The 13,483-nt window shown below is 37.9% G+C and carries 13 protein-coding genes; 9 read left to right on the forward strand and 4 right to left on the reverse strand.

Annotated elements, in window-relative coordinates; translation table 11 throughout:
* The first annotated feature begins 103 nt into the window (after positions 1–103).
* On the forward strand, positions 104–1,726 hold the full coding sequence (locus J3U50_RS00540; protein WP_034532404.1) for an ABC-F family ATP-binding cassette domain-containing protein: 1,623 nt from the start codon (positions 104–106) through the stop codon (positions 1,724–1,726).
* A gap of 173 nt (positions 1,727–1,899) precedes the next feature.
* Entirely contained in the window at positions 1,900–2,781 is an 882-nt protein-coding gene (locus J3U50_RS00545) for a C39 family peptidase (protein WP_301945349.1), read from the forward strand.
* 37 nt (positions 2,782–2,818) lie between these two features.
* Here J3U50_RS00545 and J3U50_RS00550 read toward each other — a convergent pair whose 3' ends face one another.
* From J3U50_RS00550 to J3U50_RS00565, 4 genes are all read right to left on the reverse strand, one after another.
* On the reverse strand, positions 2,819–4,624 hold the full coding sequence (locus J3U50_RS00550; protein WP_301945350.1) for a M3 family oligoendopeptidase: 1,806 nt from the start codon (positions 4,622–4,624) through the stop codon (positions 2,819–2,821).
* 87 nt (positions 4,625–4,711) lie between these two features.
* On the reverse strand, positions 4,712–5,923 hold the full coding sequence (locus J3U50_RS00555) for a DUF2075 domain-containing protein (RefSeq protein WP_054608439.1): 1,212 nt from the start codon (positions 5,921–5,923) through the stop codon (positions 4,712–4,714).
* 14 nt (positions 5,924–5,937) lie between these two features.
* Entirely contained in the window at positions 5,938–6,735 is a 798-nt protein-coding gene (locus J3U50_RS00560) for a methylenetetrahydrofolate reductase (RefSeq protein ID WP_054608438.1), read from the reverse strand.
* 90 nt (positions 6,736–6,825) lie between these two features.
* On the reverse strand, positions 6,826–8,559 hold the full coding sequence (locus J3U50_RS00565; RefSeq protein WP_301945351.1) for a phospho-sugar mutase: 1,734 nt from the start codon (positions 8,557–8,559) through the stop codon (positions 6,826–6,828).
* Positions 8,560–8,720: 161 nt separating this feature from the next.
* Between J3U50_RS00565 and J3U50_RS00570 the strand changes: the two genes are divergently transcribed.
* The 7 genes from J3U50_RS00570 (at position 8,721) to J3U50_RS00600 (ending at position 13,481) form a co-directional block, all read left to right on the forward strand.
* A complete protein-coding gene (locus J3U50_RS00570) occupies positions 8,721–9,377 on the forward strand; it encodes an NAD(P)H-dependent oxidoreductase (protein ID WP_301945352.1) in 657 nt (218 codons plus the stop codon).
* 272 nt (positions 9,378–9,649) lie between these two features.
* On the forward strand, positions 9,650–10,624 hold the full coding sequence (locus J3U50_RS00575) for a beta-ketoacyl-ACP synthase III (protein ID WP_054606926.1): 975 nt from the start codon (positions 9,650–9,652) through the stop codon (positions 10,622–10,624).
* Positions 10,625–10,662: 38 nt separating this feature from the next.
* Positions 10,663–10,905, forward strand: coding sequence for an acyl carrier protein (locus J3U50_RS00580; protein ID WP_034532415.1), 243 nt, complete (start codon positions 10,663–10,665; stop codon positions 10,903–10,905).
* Between the two features lie 33 nt (positions 10,906–10,938).
* The gene (gene fabD / locus J3U50_RS00585) at positions 10,939–11,838 is read left to right on the forward strand and encodes an ACP S-malonyltransferase (protein ID WP_034534262.1); all 900 of its coding nucleotides are present in this window, start codon (positions 10,939–10,941) and stop codon (positions 11,836–11,838) included.
* Between the two features lie 2 nt (positions 11,839–11,840).
* Entirely contained in the window at positions 11,841–12,581 is a 741-nt protein-coding gene (locus J3U50_RS00590) for an SDR family oxidoreductase (protein ID WP_034532417.1), read from the forward strand.
* Positions 12,582–12,627: 46 nt separating this feature from the next.
* A complete protein-coding gene (locus tag J3U50_RS00595; RefSeq protein ID WP_034532418.1) occupies positions 12,628–13,065 on the forward strand; it encodes a biotin/lipoyl-containing protein in 438 nt (145 codons plus the stop codon).
* A gap of 2 nt (positions 13,066–13,067) precedes the next feature.
* The gene (locus J3U50_RS00600) at positions 13,068–13,481 is read left to right on the forward strand and encodes a 3-hydroxyacyl-ACP dehydratase FabZ family protein (RefSeq protein ID WP_034534258.1); all 414 of its coding nucleotides are present in this window, start codon (positions 13,068–13,070) and stop codon (positions 13,479–13,481) included.
* Positions 13,482–13,483 lie beyond the last annotated feature (2 nt).

Here is a 13,483-nt window from a genome sequence, read left to right on the forward strand (position 1 = left end):
ATGGTTATCTGAGTTATTAATAGAATCAATAAATAAAAACGCCCTTGATTCAATTGAGAAACAAGGGCCCTTTTTATCTTAATTGATTGGATGGAGGTATGAAATGATAACTGTAACTAATATGGGATTACATTTTTCTGGTAAAAAACTATATGAAGATGTAAACCTAAAATTCACACCTGGTAACTGTTATGGGGTTATCGGGGCCAATGGTGCTGGTAAATCAACTTTTCTAAAAATGCTAGAAGGAAAGATTGAACCCACTAGTGGTAGTATCTCAATCGGTAAGAATGAACGAATTTCTAGTTTAAACCAAGATCACTATGGCTTTGAAGATTGCGAAGTTCTAGATACTGTAATTCAAGGACACGAAAAGCTATACAAAATTATGAAGGAAAAGGATGCTTTATACGCTAAGGAAGACTTTTCTGATGAAGATGGTGTTAAGGCTGCTGAATTAGAAGGTGAATTCGCCGAAATGGACGGATGGAACGCCGAAGCCGACGCATCACAATTGCTACAAAGCGTGGGAATTGATGAATCACTACATTACGAAAAGATGAGTGAACTTTCCGAAGGACAAAAGGTGAAGGTCTTATTAGCTCAAGCTTTATTTGGTAACCCAGACATTCTACTTCTTGACGAACCTACCAATGGTTTGGATAACCATACCATTGAATGGCTACAAGACTTCTTGGCTGATTACGAAAACATTGCCATCGTTGTATCCCATGATAGATACTTCTTAAACCAAGTATGTACAATGATGTGTGACGTTGACTTTAAGAAGATTTCACTATACGTTGGTAACTACGACTTCTGGTTGAAATCAAGTCAATTAGCCGCTAAGATGCGCCAAGATGCTAACGCTAAGAAGGAAGACCAAATCAAAGAATTGAAAGAATTTATCGCTCGATTCTCTGCTAACGCTTCTAAGTCAAAACAAGCTACTTCTAGAAAGAAACAATTAGACAAAATTACACTAGATGATATTCAACCATCATCACGTAAATACCCATTCATCAAGTTCGAAAAGGAACGTGATTTAGGAAACGACCTAGTTTCTGTAAAGGGTGTTTCAAAGACAATTGATGGTAAGAAGATTCTAGACAACATCACATTTACACTACGTCCTGGTGAAAAGACTGCCATTATCAGTAGAAGCGACGTTGCTACTACTGTTTTAATGCAAATCTTAGCCGGTAAGATGGAACCTGATGAAGGTGAAGTAGTATGGGGTCAAACTACTCGTACTAGCTACATGCCAAAGAACATCAACTCTGATTTCGAAGATGATTCATTAACCATCATTGATTGGTTAAGACAATTCGCTTCGAAAGAAGAAAGTGATGATCCATTCCTACGTAGTTTCCTAGGTAGAATGCTATTCTCTGGTGATAATATCCAAAAACAAATCAAGGTATTATCAGGGGGAGAAAAGGTCCGTTGTATGCTATCCAAGATGATGCTACAAAAGGGGAACGTATTGATGCTAGATGATCCTACTAACCACTTGGACATGGAGTCAATTACTGCACTAAATGATGCTTTAATTCCATTCGATGGATCACTAATCTTTACCTCTCACGATAGAGAATTTGTTCAAACTATCGCTGACCACATCATTGAAGTGTCTGATAAAGGGATGGTTCAAAGAGCCGACACCCACTACGATGATTTCGTAAATCATCCAGACGTTCAAAAACAAGTCGAAGAATTATACTAATGTAGTAAAAAAGACGTGATTATCTTACTAATCATGTCTTTTTTTAATGAAATATCAAAAATATTACCAAAATGTTAAAACTTATTTACAGAACAGTTTATTCTAAGTATTTGAAATTAGTTTGTATTATATTATTAATATAAATAATAATTTATGGATGGAGTGGAGACATAATGAAGAAAATATTATCTGCACTTGGTGTGATAATGTTTTTAGGTGTAGTTATCGTCGCATTGGGCGTAGCTCATTCTGATACATCAAACGCAGAAAGTCAGAACTATACCATTAGTTCAGCGCGAAACCAAAATGCAAGAATCGTTAACAAAAACAACGTAGATACTTACGTTTCTCCTTACAAAGAAGGAGTAAAGGTGATGAAGAAGATCAATCTTCAAAACCAACTTGTTCAACTAACTCAAGTAGCTAAATTAAATAAATCTGTTTACTACAAGATTAGTTACCAAGGAATTAACCAAGGATGGATTAACTCAAGAGATTTAAGCAAGACTAGTGTCTACGAAATTCCTTTCGTATATACAAGTCAACACTTCCCATTCGATGCACCAAACGGTTGTGAAGGGACTGCCTTAAAGATGGCTCTTTCAACTAGAAGCATCGGCTTGGACAAGGGAATTAAATACTTCTTAGATAGAATGCCAAGATCTACCAATCAAAACTACGGTTTCGTAGGAGACCCATTCGCTAAGAACAACACCAGCCAAAACTGGACGATCTTCCCAAGAGCTTTAGCTAAGTACGGTCGTACCTACAGAAAGACTGTTTACAATTTCAGTGGTGCATCAAAGAACCAAATTATCAATGAAATCAAACATGGTAACCCAGTGATCGCATACACTGGATACCGTATGAAGAAGCCTACTGGACACACTCTAGTGGTTGTTGGATACAAGAATGGATTCTTCAAGATGGCAGATCCATCATCATGGAGATACCAATTCAAGACTGGTAAGAGTAATCCAGTATTCTGGGTTTCAACTTCACAATTTATGAGCCTATACAACTACGAAGGTAAGATGGCCGTTGTAGTTCGTTAATCAAAAAAAGAAGCACTCGATAAGAGCGCTTCTTTTTTTATACATATTTTTCTGTTAGTTTGATGAATTCATCAACGTCTTTTTCGATTAACTTAACTCCGGCTTCCCAGAAGTCTGGTTTGGTCAAATCAACAACTAAGTGCTTGCTTGCTAACTCTTCGGTAGTCATGTTAGCAGTATCTCTTAGTAACGAGATGTATTGATCTTCGAAGTCGTCGGTAGTTTGCGCTTTGGCGTAGATTCCTAGACTGAATAGGTAACCGAATGTGTATGGGAAGTTGTAGAAAGGAATGTCGTCGATGTAGAAATGCATCTTACTTGCCCAGAAGTGAGGTGAGTAGGTAGATAGTGATTCACCATAGGCATCCTTTTGAGCTTGTACCATCAAGTCGTTAATTTCATTAGCGGTTAGAACGCCGTCTTGTCTTCTTTCGTAGAAACGAGTTTCAAATAGGAAACGAGCGCGAATGTTTAGAAACATTGCGACAGGGTTATCCATCTTGGCGTTTAGTAGGCTAATTTTTTCCTCATCAGTTTTTGCTTCCTTAACGTTGGCGTCAGAAACGATTAGTTCACCGAATGTTGATGCGGTTTCAGCAACGTTCATTGCGTAGTCTTGGCGGAAGTATGGTAGATCATTCATCACACTACTATGGAAGGCATGTCCTAGTTCGTGGGCGATGGTTGATGCATCGTTTGGTGAACCGGTGAAGGTTAAAAAGATACGAGCTTCGCCAGTTTCCGGTAGGTCTTGCATGTATCCACCCGGTTCTTTTCCTGGACGGTTTTCTGCTTCAATCCATCTGTTTTCAAACGCCTTTTGAGCTAGTTTAGCCATCTTAGGTGAGAAACTGTTGAATTGTTTGATGATGAATTCGGCAGCTTCATCGTATGTGAATGTCTTTGATTTTTCGTTTCCAATGTTGATTGGGGCAGCGACGTCTTCCCAGCCAATCTTATCCTTACCGATTAATTGGGCCTTGCGATTTAAGAACTTAATCAAGACGTCCTTGTTGTCGTCAACGACCTTCCACATTGTATCAAGGGTTTGTTTTGACATGCGGTTAAGTTCCAAAGGGTACTTCAAGAAATCGTCAGTACCATGGAACTTGTAGTCTAGAAGACGACTACCAGATAGGTGGTTTAATGTGTCCGCAAATAGGTTTTGTTTTTCTTCAAAGGCAGCTTCCCATTTAGGCATTAGGTCTTGGCGATATTTGGCATCTGAGTTACCCAAGATTTCGTTATCGGCTTGTCCAGCTGATAGGGTTTTAGGGTTACCGTCTTCGTCTCTAAAGTCGACGTTAACGCCGGCAATTAGTGTGCTGTAATGGTTGGACCATGAGCTTAAACCTTCTAGGTTCATTTCTGAAATGATGGTTTCTTGGGTGTCATCCAGTAGTTCTTTTCCAAAATGTCTGTTTTCCTGCAAAGAAAAGGCAATGGTGTCTAGACCAGGTTGTTTGATTAGTTCATTGAAACGATCATCTGATAAATCGGCTAACTTCTTTTGAAGTAGTTGGGCGATTTGGGCGGCTTTAACATCTAGTGATTGAACCTTATCAATCATTGGTGGAACTTCCTCATTGTTTACATCGTCGGAATGTTTACCGTTTATGTACATTGAAGCTTGAATAATTCCGGCCTGAATTTTTTGTAAGAAGTCGGTTAGTTCTGAAAATCTAGAGAATTGCGCGTCATCATCATCGAATTCGTAGTCGTTAATGGCTTGGCGAAATGTTTCGATGGATTCGCCGATGACAGCTAGTTTATCCGTTAATTCCTTACCATGTAATCCCCCGGGAAAGATTGAATCTAAATCCCAGTTAAGCGAGTATTTCATATTTTCCCCTCCAAAAAACTTAATTGAAACAATTATATCAGTTTATGCAAAAAAGCCACCCAGAAATGATTATCTGAGTGACATTTTTTATAACTTCTTGTAGTCGTCTAAGAGACGTTTGCGTAGTTCTTGGTTATGAACAAAGATGTATAAACCTTTCACACCACGTTTTAGTAAGACGTTGGCTGAGTTCAATACCAATTGTTCCTTAATCTTTTCAAACTCGACTGGATCATCCATGTCCTTACGTTTCTTGAGTGATTCCACATCAGTGAACTTACTCATTTCAACGTGGACGTCATCACCATCTAGATAGATTGGTGGTCCTAAGATGACTCCAACGTAGTTCAAGTCAAATCCCTGGCAGGTAAACATGGAACCGACTTCGTTTACGGTTTCTGGAATTTCTGCCCATGGGGTTTGTGTGTAGTTGTATTGATCCCATGGCATCTTGAAGTCTGGTTCAGTGACATAGTGTTTGCCACCATCAAGTGTTGATGGGTATCCAGAAGTAGAAACGATTCGAGAAAGGCCGACTTCTTGGTTTCTAGCAAAGATGGCCTTCCGCATTTCCTCAGCGTTATCAAAGATACGAAAATCATAATCTTTCTTAGCGTCAGCAGGAAGTGGGGTGAGTTTACCATCAGTAAAGGTATTAATCCATTTGACCAACGAGTCACTGGCGGTCATTCTGAATTGATGGGTTAGGTGATATTCACCATTGGTGTATGGATCAATTATGTGGTGCAATCTGTCTAAGTTCCAAAACGATTTAGTTCTAAGAACTTGGCGGTGGTCAAATACCAAGATGGTGATTTGAGAACGCTTAATGATTTCAGATAGTTGATTATCGTAATAGAAATTATTGTAGTGATCCCCACGTGATAATAATAGGTGGGCTTCATCGATAATTGTGATATCCACATTTTGATGGTTTTTGTCGTTTTGGTTAATAAAGGAAGTAGGGCGATTAAAGTTCTTCTTTAATACATTATCCTGACTTCCGGCCATCTTCTTGTAAACCTTTAGGATTTCGGGATGGTTAACCAAGAAATAGTTACTAGTTTGATATAACGGACTGCTTTTTTCATGCGCCATTTGTTGGATGTCGTAGAATAACTTACTTAAAATGACGGACTTACCAGTTCCGGCATCACCGTAAATGGTGAAGACAGCGTGGGTGTCATCATTTAAGTGATTGATTGCAAACTGTTTGATTTGTTCGACTAGGCGAGATTGCTCGTCAGTAAGTTGCTTGGTTGGTGCAAGCTTATTGTCAGCAGCATTACTGTTGTCCATTGGATGATGCTCCTTTATAGGTTTTGCTTGATGTTTTCAAATACTCGATCGGATACCATCCAATCATTGTGAGTATATAGGTGAATACCGTTAACGTTGTGTTCGTACAAATCGTTGATTTGATTAACGGCATAATCAATTCCATCCTCGAGTAGATTGTCCTCTTCTTTAGAGAATTCGGGCATCTTAACATCATTATGCGCTAGGTAATCTTTTTTAAACGGATCGGTGATTGGCATGATACCAATACGGATTGGCACATTGATGCCGAATTCACGAGACTTATCTAGAAACTTATAGATTCGTTTGTTATCGAAACACATTAATGATATTAGGCTATCGACTCCAGAATTCACCTTTTGTTTTAAATACTCGATGTCTTCTGTAAGTGAGTCAGCGAGTACGTGAATATCAGGATAACAACCGGCAACGACATTGATTTTTGAATCCGTATCTAGTTGATTCACGTATTTAATCAAATCGCTAGCGTAGTTAAAGTCATCTTCGATATGCATATTATGATGGATGTTCCCACGAACTAATAAAAAGTTACGGATATTTAAGTCCATTAACTGATTAAAAGCCTTTTTTACTTCTTCTTTTGTATGTGTTAATCCAGTTAGGTGGATGACAACGGGGATGTGTAAATCCGTCTGAATGTATCTGGCACATTGGACCATTTCTTCGTATGAATAGCGACTAAGATTGCTAATTGAAACAAAATCAGGTTTCCATTTATGCAAGTAATGCTTCATTTGTCGCAAATCGCCGGGATTGGCCTCAATTTCAACAGAGAATGTTTGCTTTCTCATGGAAATGTCCTTTCAACTTGAATTTATACTAACATTCTATCACGAAACACAAAAAAAGCATTATTAACATCATGTTAATAACGCTTTTGATTAGACTAGTTGTTCAATCAGTTGATCAACTGCATCTTCATATGTCTTTAGTTTGTTGTTAACAGCTTCAGCAGAATCATCAACAGTTCCTAAGTAGAACTTAATCTTTGGTTCTGTTCCTGAAGGACGGATAGCAAACCATGTGCCATCATCAAGCCAGTATTTTAATACATTAGCTTCTGGTAGTTCGATTGTTTCAGTAGAACCATCAGCATTGGTCTTGATAGATGTTTGGAAGTCTTCAAGTGATTCGACTTTTTGATTGTTGAATTCGTTTAATGGGTTTGAACGTAGTTCGTTCATGATGTTAGCCATCTTTTCTTTTCCTTCAATACCGCTAAAGGTCTTTGAGATGGTCTTTTCTTCATGATAACCGTATTTCTTGTAGATTGATTGTAGACCGTCGTATAAAGTTTGGCCCTTTTGCTTGTAATAAGCAGCAACTTCTGCAAGTAATACAGTTGATTGGATAGCATCCTTATCACGAACGAAAGGCTTGATTAGGTAACCAAAGCTTTCTTCAAAACCGAATAGGAATGTGTGATCCTTGTTTTCTTCGAAGTCCTTAATCTTTTCAGCGATGTACTTGAATCCAGTAAGAACGTTTTGCATTTCAACACCATAGTTGTTAGCAATCTTAGTAGCTAGTTCAGTGGAAACAATTGATTTAACAACTGTTCCATCAGCTGGTAGTTCGTTAGCATTCTTCTTAGCGGTTAGGATGTAGTCCAATAGTACTGATGCGATTTGATTACCAGTCATTAATTCGTATGAACCATCTGGTTGTCTTACGGCAGCACCCAAACGATCAGCATCAGGGTCGGTTGCGATTAAAACGTCGGCGTTTTCTTCGTTACCTAACTTGATAGCGTAGTTAAATGCTTCTGGGAATTCTGGATTAGGGAAGTCCACAGTTGGAAATTCTGGATCAGCAATTGCTTGTTCCTTAACTAATGAGTAGTTTTTAAAACCAACATTATCTAAGGCACGACGGCAGATGATCTTACCTGTACCGTGAAGAGGGGTGTAAACAAATTTTAGTTCCTTACCAACTTCTTTAATTAGGTCGTGGTTAACGTTAACTGTCTTGACGTTTGCTAGATATGCATCATCAACGTCTTCACCAACGACTGATAGAAGTCCTTTATCTCTTAAGTCTTTTACGTCAGCAACGTCGATTGCAAATACATCATCGGCTTTTCTAACGTAGTCGGTAATCATGTCAGAAGCCTTTGGAGGCATTTGACCACCGTCTTGGCCGTAGATTTTGTATCCATTGTATTGCATTGGATTATGACTTGCAGTAATCATAACACCGGCAAAAGTATGTAGGTGTCTAATTGCAAATGACAATTCAGGAGTAGGGCGGATGTCATCAAACACGTATGATTTGATGTTGTGTTGGCCTAATACTCGAGCTGTTTCGTATGCGAATTCTTTTGAGTGATATCTTGAATCAAAACTAATGGCAACACCACGTTTTTTTGATTCTTCATCTAAAGTATCCATGTAAGATGCTAGACCCTCGGTAGCTTGTCTAACGGTGTAGATATTCATTCTGTTGATACCAGCACCAATTAAGCCACGCATACCGGCAGTACCAAATGACATGTTAGTACCAAAAGCATCGTTAATTTCTTCATTATTATTAGCGATTTTTGCTAGGTCATGTTTTACGGATTCATTTAGGTTGGGTTGAGCAACCCATTTTTGATATAAGTCTTGTGCGTTCATAATAAAGTCTCCAATAAACTTATTTAAATTACATTCTAAGTATAGTTAAATCAGCATAGCGCGTCAATTCTATTACGCTTCTATTAAGTGTATATTGTTGAACTTAAATAAATCTTTATGTTAAGTTACATCTACTATATACGTAAAAGAGGTAGATAATAATGGATAAAAACGAAGAAATTATTAAAACTGCTCACCGTCGTTACGCTACAAAGAAGTTCGACGCTGACAAGAAGATTTCTGACAAAGACTGGGATACAATCATGGAAGTTGGTAGACTTTCACCTAGTGCCTTTGGTTTTTCACCATGGAAGTTCCTTTTAATTGAAAATGATGATGTTAAAAAAGACATCTATGAAGATGCATGGGGTGCTCAAAACAGTCTAAACGGTGCTAGCCACTTCTTAATCATTTTAGCTAAGAAGGGCATCACTGCTACAAGTAAGTATGTTCAACACATTACTGAAGATGTTAGTGGACACCATTTTGCACCTGACTCACCATTCTCAAAGAAGTTTGATGATTTCCAAAAGACCCAATTTGATTTAACTGATGACAGAAAGCAATTTGACTGGGCATGCAAACAAACTTACATTGCATTAGCTAACATGATGACTGCAGCTGCAGAATTAGATATCGATAGTTGTGCAATTGAAGGATTCAACCGTTCAAAGATTGAAGATATCTTAACTCAAAAGGGTATCTTAGATCCTAAAGAATGGGGTGTTTCAGTGATGGCTGGTTTCGGTTACCGTGACCAAGACATTACTCCAAAGAAACGCCAACCAATGGATGAAGTATATAAAGTAATCAAATAATCAAAAACAAAAAGCCACCTATTATAGGTGGCTTTTTAATTTTATAAGAAACACCAATATTTAATGAGTTACATAATATATAATGCGTAACTTTTAAAAATATGGATATAAAGTATAGCTAAACCGTTGATATATCAATGTTTATCGATTGACAAGACGTTGATATGAGTTTTTATCAGTTGAAAAAAAGGGGAAATTAATTAAAAATAAATGAGTGGTATTTTATAGATACTATCGAGAAAGTAAACTAAATTCAGTTTAGAGGAGATATCATGAGCAGTTTTTCAATTTTAGCTACTGCTAAAGCTGTTCCTGAAAAGATAGTTACCAATGACGATTTAGCTAAAATCATGGATACTTCTGATGAATGGATCAGCAAAAGAACCGGGATTAAGCAACGTAGAATCGCCACTAAGGAAACTAACACTTCTTTAAGTGCTGAGGTTGCTTCGCAATTACTTAAGAACGGAAACGTTGATGCGAATGATATTGATTTTATCATTGTAGCTACGATGTCTGGAGACTACCATATGCCATCAACTGCTTCTGCAGTTCAAGGTATTGTTGGTGCTAAGAATGCTGTTGCATTTGATATCAGTGCTGCGTGCTCTGGATTTGTTTTCGCTACTCATGTGATGCACTCATTATTTGAACTAAAGCCTAATGCTTTAGGGATGGTAATTGGTTCAGAAAAAATGAGTAACTTGATTAACTGGGAAGACAGAACCACCGCCGTATTATTCGGTGATGGTGCTGGTGGAATGCTAGTTTCGAACCAAGGTGATGGAGAAGTATTATCCAGTAACTTGAAGAATTATGGAGATAGAAGAGAAGCTCTTCTTGCTGGTCATATATTGGGAAATGAAACATTTGGACCACGAGATGATGACGACACAGATCGTTATTTGCATATGGATGGTAGAGAAGTATTTAACTTCGCAACCAAGAATGTTCCATTATCAATTAAAGAAGCAGCAGAAAAAGCTGGGATTGAGTTAAGTGACATAAATCACTTTGTGTTACATCAAGCTAACGCTCGAATTATTAAATCAGTAGCCCGTAAATTAGGCGTTAGTAAGGACAAATTCCCTATCAATATTAATCTTTATGGGAACACCTCTGCAGCTAGTGAACCTATTTTGTTGTCAGAAATGATGGAAAATGGTTTAATAGCTAAGGGAGATATTATCGCCCTTTCTGGTTTCGGTGGTGGCCTAACCACAGGAACTATTATTTTAAGGTATTAATTTATTATTTTAATTTTATATATGGAGTGAATTATATTATGGCAGACAAGAACGCAATTTTTGACAAGGTAAAAGAAATCGTTGTAGATCAATCAGACGTTAAGGCTGAAGACATCAAGATGGACACTAACTTCAAAGAAGAACTAGACCTAGACAGTTTAGACTTATTTGAAATCATCGATGCTCTAGAAGACGAATACGACATCGAAATTGACAGTGACAACGACATCGCAACTGTACAACAATTAGTTGACTACGTTGCTGGTAAAGTTGAAGAATAATAATTAGTTTTAATTAACTAGGAGTGTTTAAGTTTGAATATTTGTTATCTATTTAGTGGCCAAGGTAGTCAATTTAAGGAAATGGGACAGGATTTGTACAAGTCAAACCCTGTGTATAAACGTACAATTGACGAGGCCTCAGAAACATTGAATTTAAACTTAGCTGATCCGGAAATTTTTGATAATCCTAATAATACTCAAATCGCTATTTTGACGATGAGTGTAGCTATTCATCGTATTTTAGAAGACAAAATAGAGAAACCTGTTGCAATGATGGGATTGAGTTTAGGCGAGTATAGTGCTTTAGTTGCTGCTAAAGCACTATCTTTTAAATCAGGGCTAAAGCTAGTACACGATCGCTCACATTACATGGATGAAGCAGGTAAGCAAAATCCAGGTTCTATGGCTGCTGTATTGGGTCTTAGCCCTGATTTTGTGAAGAGCGTTTGTGATGAAATTGATGACGTTTACCCAGCTAACTACAATAACAAGTCACAAGTTGTTATTGGTGGTACTAAAGAAGGGGTTCAAAACGCCATGGAAGTATTGAAGGAAAAAGGCGCAAAACGTGTAGTTCCACTACAAGTTGCCGTCGCTTCACATACTCCATTGATGCAACCTGCATCAGATCAATTAGCTAAACGTCTTGAAAGTGTTGAATTTGATGAACCTCAAGTAGATGTAATCAGTAATACTACCGTAAAACCATTTGCTAAGGACACCATCAAGGAAACATTAGTTAACCAACTAATCAATCCTACACACTTCATGCAAGATGTTGCTTCATTGGAAGACAAAAACATTGACGCTTTTATCGAAATCGGTCCAGGAAATACGCTAAGTAAGCTTGCTAAAAAGACATTAAAGGCTGATACATACAATGTAGAAAGTGTTGAAACTCTAGATGCCTTATTAGATAAGTTAGGAGAATAATTATGGAAAATAACGAAAAACAAGTAATTCTAATCACTGGTGCTACTAAGGGATTAGGTTTAGCTGACGCAGTTCGTCTAGCTAAGGATGAAAACAATATCGTAATCGCTAACTCACACCGTCAATTGAATGAAGAAGAATTGAAAGCTTTCCAAGCTAACTTCGATTCAGAAATTGATGTATTGGTTGGAGACGTTGCTTCAGAAGATGACGCTAAAGCAATGATTGACAGTGTTATTGAAAAATACGGCAAACTAGACGTATTGGTTAACAATGCCGGTATCACCCAAGACACTCTATTAACTAGAATGAAGGGTGATTCATTCAAACAAGTATTAGACACTAACTTGTTTGGTGTATTTAACATGACTAAGTTTGCTATGAAGAAGATGCAAAGAGCTCGTAAGGGTTGCATTATCAACCTTTCAAGTATCGCAGGTCTACACGGTAACTTAGGTCAAGCTAACTATTCATCTACTAAGGCCGGTATCGTAGGTTTAACTAAGACTACAGCCCAAGAAGGTGCTCTACGTGGAATCCGTTGTAATGCGGTTGCTCCAGGTATGATTAAGACTGCTATGACAGCTAAACTAGGCGACAGTTACATCGCTGATTGGGAAGAAAAGATCCCAGCAAAACGTTTTGGTACTCCAGACGAAGTTGCTCAAGTTGTTGAATTCTTAATCAAGAACGAATACATGAATGGACAAGTAATCACCGTTGACGGTGGATTAACTATGTAATCAAAGTTAAGTAAGAACATTCTTAATTAACAGGAGATATAAAAACATGGAACAAAAAGACATTGAAAAGTTAATGGACAAGTTCGATAAGTCCAGCATGAAAGAATTTAAGATTACTGCCGATGATGGTACTGACTTATACTTCAGTAAGTTAGAACACGCTGCAGTTCAAAACGTTGCTCAACCAGCTCCAGCTGCTGGCGCAACTGCAAGTGAACAACCAGCTGCTAAACCAGCAGCTTCAGGTGCAAAGATTAAGGCTCCACTTGTTGGAATCGTATACTTTGCCCCAAGTCCTGAAAAACCAGTCTACAAAAAAGTGGGCGATCACGTTAAGAAGGGCGACACTGTTTGTGTAATCGAAGCCATGAAGGTTATCAACGAAGTTAAGAGTCCCGTTTCTGGAACTATTACTAAGAAGGTTGCTGAAAATGGTGACATGGTTGAATACGATCAACCAATTTTTGAAATTGAGGAGGACTAATTTTGGACTATAACGTACAAGATTTCATTCCTCAAAGATTCCCATTCCAAATGTTAGACAAGATTATTGAAGTAAGACCTGGTGAAGGTGCAAAGGCTGAAAAGCTTTTAACTGTTAACGAATGGTTCTTCTCAAAACAACATCTTGAATTTGGAATGCCAAGACCAATCGCGATGGAAATGCTAGCTCAAACTGGAGTTTGTGCATTACTATCAATGCCTGAATACAAAGGACATAATGTTTTCTTTGGTGGTATCAAGGAAGCTACTTACAAAGACAGCTTTAGACCAGGCGACAAGTTGGAACTAGCTGTTGAAATGACAAAGCTAAAGAGAAACATTGGTGAAGGTCATGGAACAGTTACTAGAGATGGCGAAGTTATTTGTGAAGGTACTTTAATCTTTGCAATTGAATAAGT

The sequence above is a fragment of the Lactobacillus sp. B3795 genome, from assembly GCF_026535805.1.
Classification (GTDB): domain Bacteria; phylum Bacillota; class Bacilli; order Lactobacillales; family Lactobacillaceae; genus Apilactobacillus; species Apilactobacillus kunkeei_C.